Below are 22120 nucleotides of genomic sequence, written 5' to 3' on the forward strand. Positions count from 1 at the left end.
AAATGAATGTTTTTTTAAAGTCGTATATTCTATACGGCTTTTTTGTATACTTCGATTGGTGTTAACCCATTGTAAATTGGCATATATCGTTTATTCATATAATAATCAATATATGCGTAAATTCCATCTTTTAAATCGGATAGTGAGTTAAAAGTATGTCGATAGAAATATTCAGACTTCAAAATACCCCAAAAGCTTTCAATCGGCTGATTATCAAGGCAATGTCCCGCGCGGGACATGCTAACATTAATACCATAATGTTCTATCAATCGCTTATATTCAGTTGAGGTATATTGGAAACCTCGATCACTATGAATGATTGGTTTAACATCAGGGAATCTTTTAAAAGCTAATCGTATCGTGTTCATAACCAATTTATTGTCGTTGTGTTTGCTTATCTGATAGGCAACAATTCGTTTATCAAAACTATCTATTATGGCACTTATATAAGCTCGCTCACCGGTATCCCCGTAACTAAGATAGCTAATATCAGTAAACCACTTCTGATTTGGTTTATCCGCATTAAATTCACGACTTATAATATTCCCCGCTGTAAATAAAGACCTGCTACGTTGCCAGATTGGTCGTTTCCGTCTAATATCTGACACAAGTCCCATAATCTTCATTAAGCGTCTAACCGTTTTTATATTAATATCTATTTGATGTTCACGTCTTATTGCACATTTAATTCTAATTGCTCCAAATGTTTTATCTGACTGGTAAAAGCCTTCTTTAATGATTGCCGCTTGTGCTTGCCTGATTTCTTCAGCTTTAGACGGACCAGCCTTTAACCATTTGTAATAGCCACTCCGACTAACTTTTAGTGAAGCACATAGTGCTTTTATTGAATACCGTTTTTCTTGGTGGAGCTCAGATACTGTTGTATATTCCAGGTCATTTGTGGTTAACGAAAATAACCGAATCTTTGTCTGAGCTCCACTTCTTTTTTTGCGATATCTGCTTCCATTTCTAAATACTGATTCCTATTTTTTAGACGTACATTTTCTAGCTTCAAGCGTTCTAATTCAGTTAATTCTTGCTTTTTCTTGTGATGACCACGTCCATCTTTTAAGCCTTCGGCTCCTGAATTTTCATATTTTTTAAGCCAGTTATAGATTTGTTGATAAGATACCCCATACTTTTGAATTGCTGCTTGATAATCTCGACCTTTTTTTAAAGTATATTCAACTATCTCAATTCGTTCTGTAAATGACGTACTACGACCGCTTTTCATAGACGAAAGCCCCAATCTTTTTGGTTTCCATTGCTTTCGTTCATTATAAAGCCTTATCCATTTTCTCAATACTAATCGGTCACTAATATCATATTTTTGTATTGCTTCGCTGATTAATAATCCGTTTTTTACTACGTCTATAACTGCGTCGTGCTTAATTTGTGGGGGATAATTTCTAACTATCTTGTAGGGACGAATCCCGTTAACGCCCCATTTTTGGTATTTTCTAATCCAGTCACGTAGTGATGATTTGGCTACAGAAAAATCTTTGCTGACGGCTGAGATTGATGCTTGATTATTTAGTACAGCTTGAACTGCTTCGATTTTCTTTAAATATGAAATCCGTTTACTCACAAAAATACTCCTCTCTGGGTACACACTTTTTATAATTCAAGTGTCTACTTTGAGGGGAGTATATCATTGGCGTTCAAGACGGATTTTTATTGCTTAAATTAAGTCAATTGCAGCTGTTAAATCTGCCACTTCATGTTGCATTACGGTTGTTGGTAAAGCCTGGGCTTGCTTGCGGTTGACCCAAATCCGTTGCCAATTCAGGCGCTGACAAGGAATGATATCCCACCAATAACCGGCAGCGATATGCAAGTGCTCCTCATTAGTCACCGTTAATTGATCAGCAACTTGGCCAAAGAAATTAAGCGTTGGTTTATAACAGTTTAATTGATCAGAGGTGTATAAATAATCAAATTCGACTGGGATTTGCGCCAAATTCTGCTTGAGAATTGGTAACGAAGCATCCGTCATAATTCCTAATTGAACCCCCTTAACCTTCATTGTTTTCAAAAAATCGATGACTTCTGGGAAAACTTTTAAATTAGCCTGCACCGTTAACATTTGTGTTAAATCTGCATTATCGTACTCATAATTGAAATCATGCGCACAATACCGCAAGGCTTGTTCGATGACCTGTTCGTAAGGCATAAAATATTCGCCATACATCATTCGATCTTCATACAGCTCAAAAGCTTTTTGAAAAAGTCCGCGATCAATCTGATGTTGCACACCAATTTCTCCCGCAGCCTCATAAAACGGCGCCGTATCAACCAACGTCCCATAACAATCAAAAGTGATTAATTTTATCATCTGTCAACCAACCCTTCAGCCCATTATTTTCTAACTACCCCCTATTTTAAACCACTAATTCACCAATCTCAATTGGATTACCATGTGTATGGTACCCTTCAATATTGGTTTCACCATCTAGTTTTTCAATTTTATCCATGTTGGTAATAATCACCATGATATCCGTTTCTTTTCCAGCAGCCTTTAGAACCGCTAAATCCATCTGAGCGATTTTTTGTGCAGAGGCAACACGATCACCGACTGCTACAAGAATTGTAAAACCTTGTCCGTTAAGTGCAACTGTATCGATTCCCATATGCACTAATATTTCTACACCATTATCGGTCGTAATGCCAATAGCATGTTTAGTTGGGAAAATGGTCGTAATAATACCATCAACAGGTGAATAAACACTACCATTAGTCGAGACCATTGCAAAGCCGTCCCCGACCATTTTTGTTGAGAAAACACTATCGTTAACATCCTCTAAAGCCACGTAATCACCATCTGCTACAGCTGATAGCGTTACTGTTGATTCAATTTTTCTTTCAGCTATTTTAATTTCTTCTGGTTGTGGATTGGGAATCATGAAATAAGCAATGGTAAATGACAATACTAAGGCGATGATAATCCCCATAATTGCAAAGACAAAGTATTTACCGATATAAGCTGGCAAACTGAAAATACTTGATAAGATGTAACCGTAAATGCGAACGCCGAAGAAACTGATGAATGCTGAGGCAACTGAACTACCAACTGTTGCTGCAATAAAAGCTTTCTTGTACTTCGTTAAAACCCCGAATAGGGCTGGTTCTGTAATCCCTAATAAACCCGAAACGGCTGAGGAAACCACAATTGATTTTTCTTCTTTTGTTTTAACTTTGAAATAGATTGCTGCAGTGGCACCAGTAATCGCCATGTTTGCCATAAACATCATTGGCATCAACATATCATAACCTTGGTTGGCAAAATTTTGTAACGCAATTGGCGTCATCGCGTGATGCAGACCTGTTAAGATTGCGATTGGTCGAATAGCGCCCACAATAATACCGGCCAAGACTGGTGAAATCGTGAATAACCAACTAACACCCGCTGCCAATAAATTGCCTAAATGAATACCGATAGGTCCAATTACGACAAGTGTCACTAAACCTGCCAGTAAAAGTGAAAACGTTGGCGTAAATACCGTCCTGAGAACTTCTGGTAATAGTTTATCAACCCAACGATAGATGTAACTTAACGCTAATACCGCAAAGATGATTGGAATAACCGTCCCAGCATAATTGAAAACCGGTACCGGCAAGAAGCCAAAAATCACAAATTGTGAAATCTTTCCAGCTGCCGCGGCTGCGGCCATCGTTGGAAATTGTAATGTCGCCGCAATCGCGATTGCTAAATATTGATTGGTTTTAAAAATTTTAGCAGCTGAAGCCGCTACGAAAAATGGCAAGAATGTAAAAACACCACTGGCTAACATGTCGATAATTTGGAAAGTTGGTGTTTCCCCTGATATTACTTTTAAGGCCACCAACCCGGCCATTAACCCTTTAATCATCCCCGCGCCAGCAATCGCTGGTACAATTGGCCCGAAAACGCCAGAGACAGTATCCATAAAGAGTGACACTAGCCCTTTTTTCTCTGTAGGCTGGTTGGTTTCTTCACTGTTATTAATCCCCAATAAAGCAGCAACCGGATTAAAGTATTCTTCAACATTTGTCCCAATGACAATCTGCAGCTGATCACTTTGATATTTAGTTCCAACTACTGCTGGGATTTTTTCTAACGCGTCATAATTAATCTTGCTTTGATCTTTAAGATTAAATCGAAGGCGCGTCATACAATGCCAGACATTATTAACATTTTCCTTACCGCCGACATTTTCAATAATCTGTTTTGCGATATCTTCATGTTTCAATGCTATCACCTCTATTATTATTTTACGCAATTTGGTTTCGCTTACAAATAAAATCATAGCATAATTTTTATCATAATAATATCAGTCCTAATTAACGTTATTCGATATATAAACGTTGATAAATAAGCATTATAAAACTATTTTTCGTAAAATTGGACTGTTTTATATTCAATTAACTCGTTTTATTTAGTCCAAATTGACAGCGCTGTCTAAAAGGTGGTTCAATGATATTAATCAAGTAACCTTAATTGAAGAAACCGAGGGAATAATTATGCAAGAAACGATTATAACGGACGTTAAAGCATTTGCAATTAAACCAGATCGCCATAACTTAGTAGTTGTTAAAGTTGAAACTGACCAAGGTGTCTCTGGTGTTGGGTGTGCCACTTTTCAATTTCGCCCCTTAGCGGTTAAAACCGTTGTTGAAGAATATTTGAAACCATTATTAATTGGCCGGGATGCTAATCAAATTGAAGATCTTTGGCAAGTAATGACCGTTAATTCATACTGGCGCAATGGTCCAATTACCAACAATGCCATTTCCGGCGTTGATATGGCGCTTTGGGATATTAAAGGTAAGCTAGCCAATATGCCCCTCTACCAATTACTAGGCGGTAAATCGCGAACAGCAATCCCTGCCTACACGCACGCGGTAGCTGATAATCTAGACGATCTATATACTGAGATCGATAAATTTACGGCTGAAGGTTATCAATACTTACGTTGCCAACTCGGCTTTTATGGCGGTAATGCAACTCATTTAAAAACACCTGACAATCCCATTCAAGGCTCTTATTTTAACCAACAACAATACATGGACACAACGTTAGAAATGTTTGAAGCAATCGATAAAAAATATAAGCATTCATTCCAAATGTTGCATGATGTTCATGAACGTCTCACCCCTAATCAAGCTGTTCAATTTGCTAAACAATCAGAAAAATATCACTTATTCTTCTTGGAAGATCTTTTACCACCCGAACAAAATGCTTGGTTAGAAACCATCCGGGCCCAAAGTGCAGTCCCAATTGCGACTGGTGAGCTATTCAATAATCCAATGGAATGGCAGGAGATTATTACAAAACGCCAAATTGATTACATGCGGGCCCACGTCTCTCAAATCGGTGGTATCACCCCCGCCCTCAAGCTAGCACATCTGTGCGATAATTTTGGTATTCAAATCGCTTGGCATACACCATCTGACATTACACCAATCGGTTTGGCAGTTAATACCCATCTTAATATTCATCTACACAACGCTGCTATTCAGGAGAACATCGAAGTGCCTGAAAATACTAAAAAAAGCTTTAGTCACGTTCCTCAAGCTAAGGGTGGTTACTTCTATCCAATCGAACGCCCCGGGATTGGTGTCGATTTCGACGAATCAATGGCGGCAGAATTCCCCATCGTTTACCGACCACACGAATGGACACAAAGTCGCATCCCTGACGGTTCAATTGTGACACCATAATAAAAAAACACATTAGACACGACTCATTGTCGGTTCTGATGTGTTTTTTTATTGAACGGTGTAATGTAGGTACAATCATAATCAATCGCTGTTAATTGGCTGTATTCATAAACCCGACCATCCTCTAATAAGCAACGGTTAGTAATCCGCATCGCAGGGGCCCCCTTCTTACATAAAAGTAGTTCGGATTCTGTTTTTGAAACAGCAATCGGTTGATAACTCGTAATGTAATGGGAAATGCGGTAACCCTTATTTTGAACATACTTTTGAATTGAATGCTCGACATTTTCTTGTGATAACTCGGGGAAAAGCGCCACCGGTAACTTCGAAATTTCAATTTGTTCAATCTTATAATCGACAATTCGCAGACGCTTAAATGTCCAAATTAGTGCGGGTTCTTCTAATTGGAAAATTTGTTGCTCCTCTAAGGTCGACATTGCTTGTTCCAAAGAAATCATTTTCGAGCGGATACGGCCATATGGTGTTCTCGTTAGCGAATTATAAATCATCGTATTGTTCCGTAAATTGTCATAGACATACATGCCCGAACCTTGAACAACCTTGATAACGCCAATTTCAGCCAAACTTTTAATCGCCTCTTGAACCGTATATCGCGATACGCCGTAGATTTGCGCTAACTCACGTTGATTGGGAATTTTACCATCTTTGAATTGATTTTGATAAATCTTACTAAGTAGATCCTGCATGATAAACTCATTCTTCTTCATGATTTCTCCTTAGGAGCTTTTGTTTTAATTCTATCACAAAATAAAATTGACAAAATGTCACCAACTCATTACAATTTAAAAGTAACTAGTTCGTTACATTATGGAAGGAGTTCATTACGTGATTCAAAATCGCATTAAAGTCTTACGCGCTGAGCGAAACTGGACCCAGGCCGATCTCGCCGAACGGACCGGCATTTCTAGGCAAGCCGTGATTTCAATCGAAAAGTATAAATATACACCCTCATTAGAACTCGCCTTTAAGATTGCGCAGGTCTTTGGGGTCGAAATAACAACTGTCTTTTCACCAGAGGAGGATTCAAAATGAAGCAACTCATCATGTTAATTCTGATTATTCTGTTAGCAGTTTTCATCTTTTTAGATCTTCACTTCAAACACAATAAGTCCCGGGCCTACCAGAACGATGAACGCTGGCAATTAATCACCATCAAAGCCGCTAAGGTGATGGCTATTTTTCTTGATTCAATCGTTATTTTACTGGCACTGGCCATGACTTATTTCTTACTAACTGATGGTGGTAGTGAAATGATGACCATCAGTGACGCTGTCAGCGATGCTTTTTACATCTACGCACTCAAGTATCCCGTTGAATATTGCGCCTACCGTTACTACGATCAAGTCCTATAATATTAAAACGTTAATTCGTTATAGAAAAGAGCGCCTTATTCATGTCATTTATCCAATTGAGCCTTGCATTAATTCTAATTGGCGTGGCAGCCGGCATCGTTAGTACCGTCGGCGGTCTCGCATCACTCGTTTCATACCCAGCCCTACTTGCACTCGGGTTACCACCAGTCACAGCCAATGTCACCAACACCGCGGGCTTAATCTTCACCGGCGTTGGCGCATCACTGGCTTCACGTAAGGAATTGAAACACCAAAAACGGGAACTCATTACGCTTTTACCGTTAACCTTAATTGGCTGTATTGTGGGGGCCTTATTACTCTTTAAAATTCCAGCAGAAACATTCCAAAAAATTGTCCCCTTTTTCATTTTATCTGCCGGCATTTTAATCCTCTTACCCCGCCATCTCCAAGTTGGTCAACCCGCTAAATGGCAAGTTAGCCTCGCTTGGCTCGGTGTTTTCTTAGTCGGCGTTTACAGCGGCTACTTCGGTGCTGCTTCGGGCGTCTTGATGCTATCGCTGCTCTCAGTCATCAGCCAAGCGCCCTTCCAAGAATACAACGCCACCAAAAACCTGACGATGGGCCTTGCAAACTGTATCGCCACACTAGTCTACGCGCTTCAAACGACCATCAACTGGGGCCTTGTCTTGCCCCTTGGAATCGGCTTTTTGATTGGCGGCCTGATTGGCCCCATCATCGTCCGTCTACTACCAGAACGCCTAACCAAAATTGGGATTGGCATCGCCGCATTAGGACTAGCGGTTAGTTTGTTTATGCAAGCCTATTAAAAAAACTGACGACACAACTCGAAAGATTGTGTTGTCAGTTTTTTTATTGTTCATTTAATTGTTCCTGCAACCATTCCAAATTAACCTCGTGGTGCCGTTTTGAATTGGCCATCATTTTGATAAACATCGGTTGCAGATTGGTTGCGGTATTTAGTGCCGTTTCAATCGCTTGGATCTTTTCCTTAGTTTGTGCAATTTGGCTCTGCAAGAGTTCGCGCATTTGCGTTGGTTCAACTTGATCAGTGAATAATAATGGTGTGTAGAATGGGAAAGTAATCGGCTTATTCTGCCCGCCATAATGGGCGAACTGTTTTTCAAAAGCCGCTTCTCCTGCCGCCGTAAGCACATAGCGATTTTTCTCGCGCTTATCACTGGCGTCATCCACTATTTTTTCAATCAATTGCTTTTCCGCTAGTTGTTGTAAGTTGTAGTAAAAAGAACCCTTCGTAAAGTTCAAAAAGAACTCGAAATAATTATTTTCCATATCAGCTAATAATTCGTAGCCGTAAGCACCTGGCTTTTTCTTCAATAAACCCAAAATTAGAAACTGAATCATTTGGCGGTCCCCTCTGTTAATTGCGCGATGAATTCTGGATAGCTCATTTGCCCAAGTGCAAAAGCACGGCTCAAGCGATACATCTTTTCCTGCGGGGTTTCTGGCCGTTGATAAAGTGCTTCTAATTGAATAGCTTCATCTGGTAGTACTGCGAGGACATCCTCTTGGTTGGCAAAAGCAGCGTAATAACGCAGGCCAAAGCGCCGTTGTGAGGCCGCATCGATGTGAATGCCATCAGGGTTGGCCGTTAATTCGGCGGCGTTGACTAAATAACTATGGGGATCTTGCGCAACCACGTTCGCCATTTCCCGATTAATGTCATTGAATTCTGTCGCACTAGCGCCGAACCCTTCTTGGCCTAAAAAGTCTGGTAATTGACCGACAATAATGGGTAAGTCTGCTTGACCCAATGCTTGGCGTAGATGACTAAAGACCGCTGTTAACTTGATAGTATAGTCTGACTAGATTATGAATGGCATTCCCTTAATTTTGAATTTTTAGTTCTCTTAACCATTTATTCTAAATATCAAAAGCTACTAGATAACTTACAAACTATCGTCTAGCATTACATATAAATCTTTTTTATTTTAAAGTAAATTCACCAATAAATGTAAACTAAAATGAATTATATGCCGGCTTAATGATGTACTATTTTACTAGAGTAGAGGTGCCTAATATGGAAACAATTATTAAAAATGTTAGAAGCGTAACCGAATATCGTCATATTAATCAAAAAACTCTTGCATTAAAATCTCATGTTTCTAGGAATACAATAAATAAATTTTTCTCTCCCAATAGGTCTATAAATCCAAGATTATCAACTTTAGTAAATATAGCCAGAGCATTAAATATTAATTTGGTCCAATTATTTAATAAATATATTGATCTTAACGATTTCTACGATAAAGATATGGATCTAGAACAATATTTAAATATATTCACTCAGAACACAAAGCTTCAAATTAGAGGCTCTAAACAGAAATTTTTGAGCAGCGATCCTGGGATAGAAGAATCCACCATAAGTAGCTTATTAAGTCATACTACTTCTGATCCGAAACTTTCAACCCTAACTGCTGTATCCGTACAACTAGATATAGATCTTACTATTCTTTTTAAAAGAGGAGGTAACACAATTTGATTTTTGAGCCTTATAATGATGAAATTGAGACTATTAATTCCATTCACAGATACAATTCCTCCGAATATACAGTCATTCGTTTAACACCTACTATGATAAAAAAAAATAATATAGATGCTAATATTTTACTTCGAGATATACTTAAAAATAAAAATTTAGTAAACTTTAATCACTTAGCCCATGGTGGAAAAAATGGTATGAAACTATCGGCAGAATTCATTACTAATGATGTTTGTCAATCATTAATAATGAATTTTTACCGGGTTAATAATTCTCGAGGTGACCGACGTTTCTCAATTTACGGAATTAAAGAACTATACAACCGCAGACTTATTCAAGTTGGAGACTTACTGTATATCACCGTTAATACACATAACCCGACACCTACCATTACTCTTATAAATATTACACATAATATTCCTGATAGCACTGTACTATCCAATATATTTGGACATGATGCTATCAAAGAATCCCTCTCCCGCTTACTACCATCAATTAAAGCAATCGCTCAACAAGGGTATCACCCCAATTCAAAAGGACCGGGGAAAATATCCCCAAAAGATGCTGGAGATACATTAGAGCATTTATTAGGAATTAAAACAAATAATTCTCCAAAAGCTGATTTTGAAGGAATTATCGAATTGAAATCTAAGACTAGTAAATCGCTTGATACGTTGTTTACATTACGTCCACAGTTTAAGAATACTAAAGTTGAGTTGCTGGAACCCAATGATAGAAATCGGGTTTCAGCTTTTACTAGACTTTATGGCTATAATTCCGATAAACATATCGGATACAATAGTCTATATATTACAATCGGATCTATTAATGCTCCTCAAAACTCCTTAGGATTTTATCTATTTGTCAATGAAGAATTAGAAAGAATTGAATTAAGAAAAAAAAGTATGAATAATGATGTTTTAACAGGTTATTGGCTTTTTGAAAATTTAAACGAAGAATTACAACGAAAACATCCTGCAACTTTGTGGGTGGAAGCTCTAACAAGAATTAATAATAATCTTGGTGAATTTAAATATACAACAGCTCAGCTTTCTCGTTCTCCTCAATTTGCAACATTTCTATCCCTTGTTAAATCAGGAGGGATCACTTATGATTGGAGAGGTTATACTACCCCTAGTGGTAAATATAGCGGAAAAAATCATGGAAATGCCTGGAGAATTAAACGTAAACAGCTTGAACTTCTTTTTGATAACATGAACCCTATCGACCTAACATCAACCCAATAACTATCTAAGAAAAAAGATAGCCCTGCATTTTATAAATACAGGTCTATCTTTTTTCTATATTTGTATATCTACTCGTTATTAAGCTCTGTCGCTTTAAAAACTTCTTCAGCAATTGCTCTTGCTAACAACGGAGGAACCGCATTTCCAACCTGTGTGTACTGTGGTGTCTCAAGAACTCTTTGTGAACCACCCGTTGTTCGTTTACCCAAAAATTCAAAACTATCATCAAAAGATTGTAATCTAGCCATCTCTCTAACCGTTAAAATTCTGTTAAAATATGGATGAATAAAGTCATCTGGTAATGTCACCATAGTTGGTGCTACATTCTCCGAATCCAATCTTGTGCGAATTCCTTTTTTCGTAAATACAGCCTCTATAATATCTTCGTTAAATTGTCCCTTCAATAGGCGATCCGAATAGGTTAACTCATCAATTTCGTCATTTAAGTCATCTTTAACAGTATCCCAGAATCTCTCTGTCGTTTTCACATCTGATCGTAATCTAGTAGATAGCAATTTAATTCCCTTATTGAAGGATTCTTTATCACCATTTACACAATGCTGCCATATTAATGCTAATTGCCTATTTGTAAATTGTATCCACTTATCACTATAATTTATTTTTTCAAATAAATTATATTTTATTAATCCTCTTTTTATTATCTTTGCATTATATTTTTTATTAAGTTGAAAAAAGCTTTCGAAAAAAAGACTTGGCAAGTTCTCTATTAAATTTATTCCATCTCTTTTTAAACGAGTAACTGCTTTTCTTCTATTCTCTCCTTGTTTGTACAAAGAAAAACGCTGCTGTACTATTGGTTCATGCTTAGATACCTCCATATTAGTAATACTTGCCCTAGAAACGGGGTTTCTTGTAAGAATATTCTGTGTACGTCCTTCAACACTCTTTGCAGAGTATTCTGTTGTATATTCATACTCATTTCCGATGTATAAATCTCCTAACGCATCTCGAACATTTACTTCCGACCCTATTCTTTTTTGAGGATAATTAACCGGGGAAACATCATTCCGATATGCAAGAAAAACTACTCTATTTCTTTGCTGTGGTACCCCAAAGTCTGATGCATTTAATACTTGTACGTCTAGTACATTGTAACCCAAACTTGTTAGCTCTGAGTACAGAATATCTTTTACCAAAGTTTGACCTAAATATTTTTCCTTTTTCAACACACTAGGGAAATCAAGCATGTTCATATCCAGTATTCCCTTCACGTTTTCCATTACAACATATTTAGGTTTAACGTCTCTTATAATTCTTAAATATTCATGAAACAACATATTTCTTGGATCTGCAGAATCTCTTTTTCCTAACCTACTAAATCCTTGACACGGTGGACCTCCAAAAATAGCGTCTATTGAGCCTGGTTTGAAGATATCCCCATATTTCAAACTGTTTATACTCTTAAAAATTAATTCCGTGGTAAGATTTCTGATATCTGTAAGTTCAAAATGAGTGTCTACACCTTCTATTATACCCAGTTGTTTATGACGATTTGTATATGTTTTTTCAACCATAGGGCTCTTATCGCTAGAAAATATAATATCAAATCCAGCTTGTATGATACCCTCACTAAATCCTCCCGCACCGCAAAATAAATCTATAGCGTAAGGCATTTTTCCACCATCCTAATTTTTGTATTCCGATTATTATACCAAATTACCTGAAGTAAGTCCAGGCAGATTCTAATAGTAACAATACTAAAATACATCTTTAATATTTAAAATTTTTATTCTCTAAGTAAAAACTCTTAAGGACTAACATTTTGATTTACTCTATATTCTTTTCTAGAACACTTAAAAATCCATTCCACTTTTTACTCAAGATACGATAAAAAATATATCTAATAAAGCTGTAAAAATGGCACTATCCTGATAGCAATTTTTATCTGCTTAAACTAGCGGATTTTCATCCATCACTGGTAAATATCTGCCTGCCAATCCGGCAATTAGCGTTAAGAAACCAACACTAATCAGACCGGCTAGGTGAATCAACTGGCTGGTGGTGTCCGACATTGCGACACTGCCACTGATTTGGGCAATCACGGTCGTCATGTCTTGTTGCCGCATTACGGCTAGGCCCATCAAGCCAATAATCAAAATAAATTGCATTAGGATACTACCGAGATACGTATTCCGATATTTAACGATTAAGGTTTGCGCGGGCGTTGTGACGCCGGTGTAATAAGCGCGGTGATTCAAAAGAATGCTGTTAGCACTGCCAAAGAAACTAATTAATAAGATGCCTAATAAAATTAGATGCGGCGTAATCATCAACCAAGCACCAACCACAAAACCCAGCAGTTGGACTTTTAAATCTGATAACTTCGAAAAGCGCCCTTGCACGCTCTTTCGAATAACTTGGGCTAGAATCATCCCAGCACCATAAGTGACGTAAGCCCCTATCATCAAGCCCTGATTTTGGATCGCGACAAATATATAGAGCATTAAGAACGTTTCAAACGCCCCGTTAATTAAGGCCGAAATCAAGAGCCAACCTGGCATCTTCGTTTTAGTACCACGCGTGATGATCACCCGCAAGACTAGCGCGACTAAACCAATGACAGCAACGGTAATTAATAACCAGATAAATTTGGCTTCAAAAAGGCGCAGATATCTCAGCGCAAAGGCCATCGCAGTTGCCCAGACAAATAGTTCCAAGTTATTAAGTGATTTGGTTTGTGCGACAAATACTGATTCATCAAGTTGCTTCACAAATGGTTCGAAGCGTTGCATGCCGACAAAACCAATCAGTACAAATAGCATGATGACAATAAAGACGAACCGATATGAAAAATGACTAGCAATGGTCAATAGACCAACCGTTACTAAGCTAAAAGCCAATAACGTTTTAATCTCGGTCCCCATCAGATGCCATTTCCAGACTACCCGCTCGTGATAATAAACACCTTCATAGGTCGGCATAATCACACTGGCGCTGGCGCCCAAAATAAAGGCCGCGATATCCGTTAAATATAACCACGGCGAAATGGCTAATACGAATGAAGCTCCCGCAGCTAATAACATACTGATACTAGTTATTTTAAACGAATTCTGTACGTGACCCAGACTATTTGCGAATAATAGCCCGGTTTTCAACGCGGTATAAAATAAGATATACGGCATATAAGATGCCGCGGTATGACCGCTATGTAACATTGTTAAGCCAATCAGCGGTAAGATTTGAATCAGTTTTGCGACCGCAAAAACGAGTCCTTGTTTAATCTTTTCACTGGTTTCTAATTGTTTGCCATTTACCATCGGTTATCCCTACTTTCATTGATTAGATGGTACCTTATATTGCGTCTGATTTCAAAGAACTACCGTTAAAAGCCTAAATTGATTGCACAAAAAAACACCGTAAGTCGTCGAAACGACTTGCGGTGTTTTGCTTGGGATTTTATTCCCATTCCACTGTTGAAGGTGGCTTGCTCGTAATATCGTACACAATACGGTTAACGTGATCGACTTCGTTAACGATTCGCACCGAAACCTTTTGCAAGATATCCCATGGAATCCGTGAGAAGTCGGCTGTCATACCGTCGATTGAGTTAACGGCACGAATCCCAACTGTGTAGTCGTATGTCCGGCCATCACCCATGACACCCACACTACGGATGCCTGGTAAGACTGTGAAGTATTGCCATACGGTTTTATCTAAACCGGCGAGTGCAAATTCTTCACGCAGAATTAAATCACTATCGCGGACAATCTTCAATTTATCTTCAGTCACTTCGCCAAGGACCCGAATCCCAAGGCCAGGACCTGGGAATGGTTGGCGCCATACGAGTTCATATGGCATGCCTAATTTTTCGCCAAGGTCACGAACTTCATCTTTAAATAATGTATTTAAAGGTTCAATTAAGCTAAATTGCATGTCTTCTGGTAAACCACCAACGTTATGATGTGATTTGATGGTTGTCGCAGTACTTGTACCACTTTCAATAATGTCAGTGTATAAAGTCCCTTGCGCTAAGAAGTCAATCCCGTTTAACTTAGTTGCTTCTTCGTCAAACACTTGGATAAATTCGTTACCAATAATCTTCCGTTTCTTTTCTGGGTCAGAAACGCCAGCGAGTTTACTCATGAAACGGTCTTTAGCGTCCACTTGGATGATGTTCAACCCAAATTTACCGCCAAGACTTTCCATCACTTGTTCAACTTCGCCTTTTCTGAGTAAGCCGTGATCAACAAAGATGCTGACCAATTGGTCGCCAATTGCGCGGTGTAATAACACCCCAACAACAGAAGAATCAACGCCACCTGAAAGACCAAGAAGGACTTTCTTGTCACCGACTTGTTCGCGAATCTTTTCGATTTGCATGTCGATGAAATCGTTCATTGTCCAGTTGTCTTGGGCCCCACAGACGCCAAATGCAAAGTTCTTCAAGATATCGTTCCCAAATTCAGTGTTTTGCACTTCAGTATGGAATTGAATCCCGTAAATATGTTTGTCGCGGTTTTCGATTGCTGTAAATGGTGTGTTATCACTTTCAGCAACTGTCACGTAACCTTCTGGAATTGCAGTCACTTTATCACCATGACTCATCCATACCGTTTGTTTTTCAGGAAGACCTTTGAATAAGTCACTGTCTTTGTCAGTCACTGTAATTTCAGCCTTACCATATTCACGTTCTGTTGATGCTTCAACATTACCGCCATTTTTGAAACTGATCAACTGCATCCCGTAACAAATACCGAGAATTGGAATCCCTAATTCAAAAATTTCGGGGTCAACTGAAAAGGCACCATCATCGTAAACACTCATTGGGCCGCCAGAGAAAATAATTCCTTTAGGGGCGATCTTCTTGATTTCTGCTGCTGTTGTCGTGTTAGGCAACAATTCAGAGAAAATCCCGAATTCACGGATACGACGTGTAATCAATTGATTATACTGACTACCGTAATCTAAAACGATAATCTTATCGAAATCTTGCATGTCCTTTTGGGCCAAACAACTCACTCCTTTTTTATTAAAGCTGAGTAAAACTTAAATGGTCCTCGTTTCACTCAGCTCGATTAGTAACGCTAAAACTTTTTTATAATGTATCTATTCTACTGATTAATCATGAAAACGTCAATGGATGACAGCCATTCCTGTGAAAAAACTCATTCTATTATCAATATTTTCGTAGAAATACCTTATCAATCAGGTGATGTTTGGTTTTATGCAAAATTAAATCGGCGCGGTTTCTTGTTGGTAAAATATAGTCGTTCAAATTACGTAAATCGATGTCGCGCCAGACACGCCGGGCCATCTTAAAGGCGCTGGCGCGATCACTAATCGCATAAGGATAATAATAGTTCGTTGGATCATCCTTCGCGAGATCTAATAAGAGGTCAAAGCGTTCTAGGAACCACTTCTCAATTAAACTTGGATTGGCATCGACGTAAACTGAAAAGTCGAAGAAATCACTGACGTAAATTTGTTCGGTCGTCGGTAATTGTAAAACGTTGATCCCTTCGACGATTAAAATATCGGGGTCATCGATGATATCAAACTCATTCGGGATAATATCGTAGATTTGATGTGAATACTTGGGCGCTTTAACCGGCGCCACATTATTTTTCACAGCGTTCAAGAAACTGATCAACTGCGGCATATCGTAACTTTCGGGGAACCCTTTTTTATCGAGAATCCCTTTTTGCTTCAATTCAGAAGTCGAATATAAAAAGCCATCGGTCGTAATCATTTGGACCGTCTTATCTGGATAGACCCGACTCAGTAATAGCTGCAATAGGCGTGCGGTGGTACTCTTACCAACCGCGACACTACCGGCGATGCCGATAATGAATGGTGTTTTGTGCGGTTTGATTTCTAAAAATTCAGACTGCTTAATTTGATTTTCTTGGAATTGTTCATACTTCATTTGTAATAAATGACGGAGTGGGACGTAAATGTCACTAACATCCGTTAACGAGATGCGGTCGTTTAAGCCGCTGACTTGCTGTAATTCATCGTCCGTAATGGCAGTGTATTTTTCGCCACGGCCGTGAAAATAACGCCATTCTTCTCGCGAGATTTCATAATAGTTCATCTCGTTTTTCATGCTTTAATCCTCCCAGGGCTTAACTAACTGCTAAACGGTTACATTTTACCATAATTAATGCTAAAAAGTGGGGCCGTGACAAAATATTACTTTTGTCACAGCCCCACTTGTTTGGTTATTTAGTTAATGTATATTTTTCTGGATCGACGTTATCAATCAATGGTGAAAGTGCATCAGTGGCTAACAAGGTCAAGCGATGCATTGCTCTTGAACAAATCGTGTAGAGCAATTGCCGTTGATCTTCATGATTGTAGTTAGCGGCACTGATTTGCCAGCCAATAATGGCATCGAATTCCAAACCTTTAGCCAAGAAACTTGGGACCACTAATGTCCCGGCTGCTAAACGTTGATTTTCGGAACGAATCAAGGTGACTTTCGTACCCGTTTCCTTGAGCATCTCCGTCAATGCTTGGGCTTGCACCAATGTCTTGGTAATAATCGCCGTCGACAACTTGTCTGCTTCATTTGCTGCTAATTGGCGGTTCACATCAGCCACTAACTCAGCTTCTGATTGGCGCACGATCAAGTTTGGTTTATCGCCAACGCGGTTGAAGGCTTCAATGGCTTGGCCACCTTTTAATAAGCCTTTGGTAAAATCGGTCACTTGTTGCGTTGACCGGTATGAACGCGTTAATTGCACCACTTTTGTATTTTGGGCATCAAATAATTGTTGGACTTGTTGCAAGAGATTTGTGCTGTTACCCTTAGTGAAAATCGCTTGGTTCAAATCGCCCAATAATGTGAAGCGGGCCTTAGGGAAATGGAGCTTCAAGAAGGCCAATTCATAAGGCGTGTAATCTTGAATTTCATCGATGAAGACAAAACGCATATCACGTTCACCTTTTTTACCCGTCATCAAATCGTAGAGATGAAGATAAGGTGTGACATCTTGCAACGTCATCTGCTTAGCCTTCAATTGCGCGACGAAATGAGTGACGTGGTCTTGCCATTGTTCTTCTGTAATATCAAAGTCGGCTAACTTCACAAGTTGTGGCACAACTCGTAAGAAGTGAATATATTGCGCCTGGATGCTTAAGAAGCGATTGCGTTGAATAGACCGGCGAACCGGTTTAAAGGCCTCTAGCACGATTTGCTTAGCGATAAACTTGCTTTCAGCATCACCCGTCTTGAAATCTTTACCAGACATCAATTCGCGGATTTCTTCATCACTCATATTTTCGGCTTGTTCAGTCACCCAGTCAGCCTTAGTTTCGTGATCAACCTTGTGGCTCAATGTCCGCAACAAACTTTCTTTAGTGGCATCTAATCGATTGCCGAGATGGTAGTTTTCATTAAACCGGTAATAAACCTCACTGATGTGTTCCTTCGTAATCAAGACGCGGCCTTTGACCTTCATATCGCGGAAGCGCATGTCGGCTTTTTCAAGATGCGCAGCGTATTTTTTAACGGCCTTATAAAAGACGAGACTTTCTTTCAAGCGACTAATCCGACCATCGGTTTCGTTAACCGGTGTTTCGAATTGATCAAAAAGGCTCTGGACTGCCATGTTTGGTAACCGGCGCGCCACATATTGGAAGTAAGTCATTTGAATCATATTTTGTTCGCCCAATTCAGGCAACACATCTGCGATGTAGTCGTTGAATAATTGGTTAGGCGAGAACATGATCACTTGGCTCGAATCTAAATTGCCCCGATAGCGATAGAGTAAAAACGCGATGCGTTGCAAGATAGCTGACGTTTTCCCTGAGCCAGCTGCCCCTTGAACGAATAACAAATCAGCATCTGTGTTACGGATAATCTGATTTTGTTCACGTTGAATCGTCGTCACGATACTCTTCATCTGTGTATCGGATTTTTCACCTAACACTTCTAATAACATTTGATCGCCAATCGTTTCTTGCGTATCAAATAAGGCCTTAATTTGACCATCTTCAATCAAGAATTGGCGTTTAAGTGAGATATTCACATCTTGCGGGCCATCTGGTGTTTGGTACGTCACAGCGCCCGTCTTACCTTCATAGTAAATTGATGAAATCGGTGCCCGCCAATCATAAATTAAGAAATGATCGTCGGTATCCGTAAATGAGCCTAAGCCGATATAAATTGATTCGGATTTAGGTTCACCCTTTTCTTGAAAATCAACACGGGCAAAATACGGCGTCTTTTCCATCTTTTGCAAAGTTTCCAATTGCCGTGAAGATTGTTGCCACGAGTGATTGCGTTCTTGTAGCATTTGCCGCTGCTGTTCAATCGAAACGGCGGTTTCAGTCATCGCGGAATCGTTATTGAAGTTAAGGCGAACGTCGTTGAAGAAGTTCTCGTTAATTTCTTTTTCTTCCGATTTTGCGCGCTTAACAGCCCCTTCAAAATGGGTCTCAGCTTTTTTAATTAAACCAATAATTTCTGTTAATCGGCTTTGTTCCAATGATTTCTGTACGTCAGTCAAAGCAAATGCCTCCCTATTTTAAATAAATAGCCCTACCAGTTTAACACTTAATTCACATGAGTGCGAGTCAATCGGCCTACTGGCTGTTATCAGCTATAAACCAGCATAAAAGCCGGCTGCAGCCACCAAAAGGCCCAGGCCATAGGTCAAAAGCCAATAACCAAAGAAGATGTGATACCGTCGACGGAACCACAATTGGCTCAACTCACTATTTAAGGTTGAAAAGGTCGTATACCCGCCAAGCACACCAACGCCTAAAAAGAGCGTCACTGGCTGACTTAATTGGGACGCGGTTAACCAGCCCAAACAAAAGCTCCCGGTTAGATTGATTAAAAAGGTCACCAGTGGGAATTCACTAGCGATATGGGCGCCAACTCGCGTCAATTGGTACCGTAAAATGGCACCCAATGCTGCGCCAAAGCCAACTAATAGAATGGTCATTGTCCGTCCCCCTCTTCTTCAGTGCTCTGGGTCAGTTTAACCGCCCAGTAATCCGCTAGTAAACTCAACAAGACGCCCCCGACCATGCTGATTCCGACGTACCAAGCAAAGGCCGACCACTGTTGCTGATTTACCAATCGAATCGCGTCGACGCTAAAACTCGAAAACGTTGTAAAGGCGCCGAAAAAGCCGGTCCCAATTGCCAAGGCCAATTGGTCACTCAAATGTAAGCGTGCCACGATATAGCGCATCAAAAAAGGTAGGCAAAACGCCCCAATCAAATTGACGCATAAAGTCCCAGACGGAAACCCAGTTGGCTGATTCAATACCAATCCGATTAAATAACGCAAGATACCACCGAAAAAGGCAAAGCTACCAACGGCTAAACTCTCTTTTATTTTCATAATCGTGACCTGACCTCTTCTTGTTTTTATTCCTTCCATACTAACCAAGTTTGACCGAATTGTAAATTGACCTTTAACTTTTAAAGTATCTAGTGTATCCTCTTAAACAACTTTGTATTTTGAAAGGATGTTAGTCATGACTAACCTTGCACTTGTCATCGTCTTACTGGCGGCTTTAATGACGCCGCTTCTGATGGCTAAATTTAAAATGTCCTATCTGCCCACCGCTGTCGCCGAAATCATCGTCGGCATTATTTTAGGGACGAGTGGCTTCCATTTAATCGTCTCTACCCCGACCTTAACGGAACTCTCAACGCTGGGCGTGACCGTTTTGATTTTCTTAAGCGGGATGGAAATTGATTTTGATCTCTTTAAAAAACAACCCGCGCCAACTGACCCCCAACTAAAAGTCCAACCGAGTCCCGTCAAACTGTCGATTACCAGTTTCGCCTTTATCTTACTAATTTCATTTGGTTTAAGTGGTTTGCTCGCTTGGAGTGGCCTCTTTAAAGATATTGGGCTGGCAACCATCCTCTTTTCAACGATTGCCCTCGGTGTCGTAATTGCTGCACTCAAGGAAAAAGAACTGCTTAGCCAACCACTCGGTCAAACGATTCTCTTGATTGCGGTGTTGGGCGAAATTATTCCGTTGGTCGCATTGACGGTTTATTCATCCCTCAATAACCCCGGTTCAAAAAGTCTCTGGCTCCTATCACTGATTTTCGTTGCCGCGATTTATTTGTTAGTCCGCTTCAAAGGCGTCTATCATTTCTTCGCCCGGATTGATAAATCCACCACGCAACTCGACATCCGTTTGGCGTTCTTCTTAATCATCACACTCGTGTCAATTGCTGAAGAAGTCGGCGCCGAAAGTATTCTAGGGGCCTTCTTAGCCGGAATGGTCATGAAATTATTACGGCCGCGTGAAGAAACAACCGATAAGTTAACCTCCATCGGTTACGGCTTTTTCATCCCAATTTTTTTCATCATGACCGGTGCTAAATTGGACCTGCCAGCGCTCTTAGCAGACCGTAAATCGTTGTCGTTAATTCCCTTTTTCTTCATCGGTTTTATGCTCTCCAAAGCAGCTACCTATTGGGTTTTAAAACGGCGATTTAAACAAACTAATGCGATTGCGGGTACTTTTTTAAGTGCGACAACAATTACGTTAGTCTTACCCATTTTAACGGTTGGCCTGAACTTAAAAACCATTACCGAACAACAATCCGGGGCCTTCACCTTGGCTGCCATTTTAAGTTGTATCCTGGGGCCAATCCTATTCAATCGCTTCTATCAACCAACACCCGAAGATTTACCGCGCAAACGCGTTAAGTTTATCGGCGCCAACATTATGACGATCCCCATTGCCCAGCAACTATCAAACGGGCTTTATACCACACAACTTTTCACTGATAACCAAGGTAATTACGAAATCTACCACAGTGCGGCTGACCTGACCTTACTACCAGATCTCAGTGAGGACAGCCTTTTGACATCCGGCGCTTTTGATGCCGATATTATCATTCTCGGTTATCTAAACCATGAACAAAATTATCGCCTCGCCCAACTAGCACTTGAAGCTAAGGTTCCCCGGATTATCGCCCGGTTTGAGGCAAAGGATATCTTAGATGAAAAATACGATCAACTTAAGGAACAAGGTGTTGAAGTCTTCAATACTTACGAAGCCAATATCAGCCTACTACGGAGCTTGATTGAAACACCATCGACACTTCAAATCATCGACAATACCGATGCTGGTCTCTTCGAAGTGACCGTTCAAAACCGACGTTTCACTGGCTTACAGATTTCCAACTTACCATTTGTAGACCAAGTTACTATTAGCCGAATTTACCGCGATCAAGAGCTGATTATGCCCCACGGTGACACGCAAATTCACTTAAACGATCACTTGATTTTAACCGGTAACAAAAAAGCTGTACCAGCGATTAGACGGCAATTAGAAACCCGCAACTAATCCTTGTTAACACTCGCACATTTC

Annotated in this window: 21 protein-coding genes; 7 read left to right on the forward strand and 14 right to left on the reverse strand. The window is 39.8% G+C overall.

The window, feature by feature from the left end:
- Positions 1-29: 29 nt before the first annotated feature.
- The 4 genes from ACPBEH_RS07060 to ACPBEH_RS07075 form a co-directional block, all read right to left on the reverse strand.
- Positions 30-923: an IS3 family transposase gene (locus ACPBEH_RS07060; protein ID WP_424350061.1), complete on the reverse strand. Its 894-nt coding sequence runs from the start codon at positions 921-923 to the stop codon at positions 30-32.
- Complete coding sequence (locus ACPBEH_RS07065; RefSeq protein ID WP_424348575.1) at positions 905-1588, reverse strand: transposase; 684 nt, start codon at positions 1586-1588, stop codon at positions 905-907. The genes ACPBEH_RS07060 and ACPBEH_RS07065 overlap by 19 nt, the downstream gene beginning before the upstream one ends.
- A 93-nt stretch (positions 1589-1681) precedes the next feature.
- The gene (locus tag ACPBEH_RS07070; RefSeq protein WP_424348714.1) at positions 1682-2335 is read right to left on the reverse strand and encodes an HAD family hydrolase; all 654 of its coding nucleotides are present in this window, start codon (positions 2333-2335) and stop codon (positions 1682-1684) included.
- Positions 2336-2381: 46 nt separating this feature from the next.
- Complete coding sequence (locus tag ACPBEH_RS07075; protein ID WP_424348715.1) at positions 2382-4229, reverse strand: glucose PTS transporter subunit IIA; 1848 nt, start codon at positions 4227-4229, stop codon at positions 2382-2384.
- Between the two features lie 271 nt (positions 4230-4500).
- On the opposite strand from ACPBEH_RS07075, the gene ACPBEH_RS07080 reads away from it, so the two are divergent.
- Positions 4501-5700 carry an enolase C-terminal domain-like protein gene (locus ACPBEH_RS07080; RefSeq protein ID WP_424348716.1) on the forward strand — a complete coding sequence of 400 codons (1200 nt, stop codon included), beginning with the start codon at positions 4501-4503 and terminating at the stop codon, positions 5698-5700.
- A gap of 23 nt (positions 5701-5723) precedes the next feature.
- Here ACPBEH_RS07080 and ACPBEH_RS07085 read toward each other — a convergent pair whose 3' ends face one another.
- Entirely contained in the window at positions 5724-6428 is a 705-nt protein-coding gene (locus ACPBEH_RS07085; protein ID WP_424348717.1) for a GntR family transcriptional regulator, read from the reverse strand.
- 121 nt (positions 6429-6549) lie between these two features.
- Between ACPBEH_RS07085 and ACPBEH_RS07090 the strand changes: the two genes are divergently transcribed.
- From ACPBEH_RS07090 to ACPBEH_RS07100, 3 genes are read left to right on the forward strand one after another with little or no spacing between them, the layout of a single operon-like run.
- On the forward strand, positions 6550-6753 hold the full coding sequence (locus ACPBEH_RS07090; RefSeq protein ID WP_371857388.1) for a helix-turn-helix transcriptional regulator: 204 nt from the start codon (positions 6550-6552) through the stop codon (positions 6751-6753).
- The gene (locus tag ACPBEH_RS07095) at positions 6750-7073 is read left to right on the forward strand and encodes a hypothetical protein (protein ID WP_424348718.1); all 324 of its coding nucleotides are present in this window, start codon (positions 6750-6752) and stop codon (positions 7071-7073) included. Before ACPBEH_RS07090 ends, ACPBEH_RS07095 begins: the two co-directional genes overlap by 4 nt.
- Before the next feature lie 41 nt (positions 7074-7114).
- Complete coding sequence (locus ACPBEH_RS07100; RefSeq protein WP_424348719.1) at positions 7115-7861, forward strand: sulfite exporter TauE/SafE family protein; 747 nt, start codon at positions 7115-7117, stop codon at positions 7859-7861.
- 43 nt (positions 7862-7904) lie between these two features.
- Here the strand turns inward: ACPBEH_RS07100 and ACPBEH_RS07105 are convergent, their stop codons facing one another.
- Both ACPBEH_RS07105 and ACPBEH_RS07110 read right to left on the reverse strand, forming a co-directional pair.
- The gene (locus ACPBEH_RS07105) at positions 7905-8417 is read right to left on the reverse strand and encodes a PadR family transcriptional regulator (RefSeq protein WP_424348720.1); all 513 of its coding nucleotides are present in this window, start codon (positions 8415-8417) and stop codon (positions 7905-7907) included.
- On the reverse strand, positions 8414-8866 hold the full coding sequence (locus ACPBEH_RS07110; protein WP_424350062.1) for a sialate O-acetylesterase: 453 nt from the start codon (positions 8864-8866) through the stop codon (positions 8414-8416). The genes ACPBEH_RS07105 and ACPBEH_RS07110 overlap by 4 nt, the downstream gene beginning before the upstream one ends.
- Positions 8867-9093: 227 nt before the next feature.
- Between ACPBEH_RS07110 and ACPBEH_RS07115 the strand changes: the two genes are divergently transcribed.
- Both ACPBEH_RS07115 and ACPBEH_RS07120 read left to right on the forward strand, forming a co-directional pair.
- The gene (locus ACPBEH_RS07115) at positions 9094-9555 is read left to right on the forward strand and encodes a helix-turn-helix domain-containing protein (protein WP_424348721.1); all 462 of its coding nucleotides are present in this window, start codon (positions 9094-9096) and stop codon (positions 9553-9555) included.
- Positions 9552-10802 carry an MvaI/BcnI family restriction endonuclease gene (locus tag ACPBEH_RS07120; protein ID WP_424348722.1) on the forward strand — a complete coding sequence of 417 codons (1251 nt, stop codon included), beginning with the start codon at positions 9552-9554 and terminating at the stop codon, positions 10800-10802. The genes ACPBEH_RS07115 and ACPBEH_RS07120 overlap by 4 nt, the downstream gene beginning before the upstream one ends.
- Positions 10803-10870: 68 nt before the next feature.
- Here the strand turns inward: ACPBEH_RS07120 and ACPBEH_RS07125 are convergent, their stop codons facing one another.
- The 7 genes from ACPBEH_RS07125 to crcB all read right to left on the reverse strand — a co-directional run bounded on the left by ACPBEH_RS07125 (position 10871) and on the right by crcB (position 20121).
- On the reverse strand, positions 10871-12436 hold the full coding sequence (locus ACPBEH_RS07125; RefSeq protein WP_424348723.1) for a DNA cytosine methyltransferase: 1566 nt from the start codon (positions 12434-12436) through the stop codon (positions 10871-10873).
- Positions 12437-12712: 276 nt separating this feature from the next.
- Complete coding sequence (locus ACPBEH_RS07130; protein WP_424348724.1) at positions 12713-14080, reverse strand: hypothetical protein; 1368 nt, start codon at positions 14078-14080, stop codon at positions 12713-12715.
- 139 nt (positions 14081-14219) lie between these two features.
- Complete coding sequence (gene guaA, locus ACPBEH_RS07135; RefSeq protein ID WP_201062768.1) at positions 14220-15758, reverse strand: glutamine-hydrolyzing GMP synthase; 1539 nt, start codon at positions 15756-15758, stop codon at positions 14220-14222.
- Positions 15759-15939: 181 nt separating this feature from the next.
- A complete protein-coding gene (coaA, locus tag ACPBEH_RS07140) occupies positions 15940-16869 on the reverse strand; it encodes a type I pantothenate kinase (protein ID WP_025016146.1) in 930 nt (309 codons plus the stop codon).
- Between the two features lie 115 nt (positions 16870-16984).
- Complete coding sequence (gene helD / locus ACPBEH_RS07145) at positions 16985-19276, reverse strand: RNA polymerase recycling motor HelD (protein WP_424348725.1); 2292 nt, start codon at positions 19274-19276, stop codon at positions 16985-16987.
- A 93-nt stretch (positions 19277-19369) separates the two neighbouring features.
- The gene (locus ACPBEH_RS07150; RefSeq protein ID WP_424348726.1) at positions 19370-19717 is read right to left on the reverse strand and encodes a fluoride efflux transporter FluC; all 348 of its coding nucleotides are present in this window, start codon (positions 19715-19717) and stop codon (positions 19370-19372) included.
- On the reverse strand, positions 19714-20121 hold the full coding sequence (crcB, locus tag ACPBEH_RS07155) for a fluoride efflux transporter CrcB (protein ID WP_280102941.1): 408 nt from the start codon (positions 20119-20121) through the stop codon (positions 19714-19716). The genes ACPBEH_RS07150 and crcB overlap by 4 nt, the downstream gene beginning before the upstream one ends.
- Positions 20122-20257: 136 nt before the next feature.
- Here crcB and ACPBEH_RS07160 point away from each other — a divergent pair, with 136 nt between their 5' ends.
- Complete coding sequence (locus ACPBEH_RS07160) at positions 20258-22096, forward strand: monovalent cation:proton antiporter family protein (protein WP_424348727.1); 1839 nt, start codon at positions 20258-20260, stop codon at positions 22094-22096.
- Positions 22097-22120: the final 24 nt, after the last annotated feature.

The sequence above is a fragment of the Latilactobacillus parasakei genome (assembly GCF_049674265.1).
Lineage (GTDB): Bacteria > Bacillota > Bacilli > Lactobacillales > Lactobacillaceae > Latilactobacillus > Latilactobacillus sakei.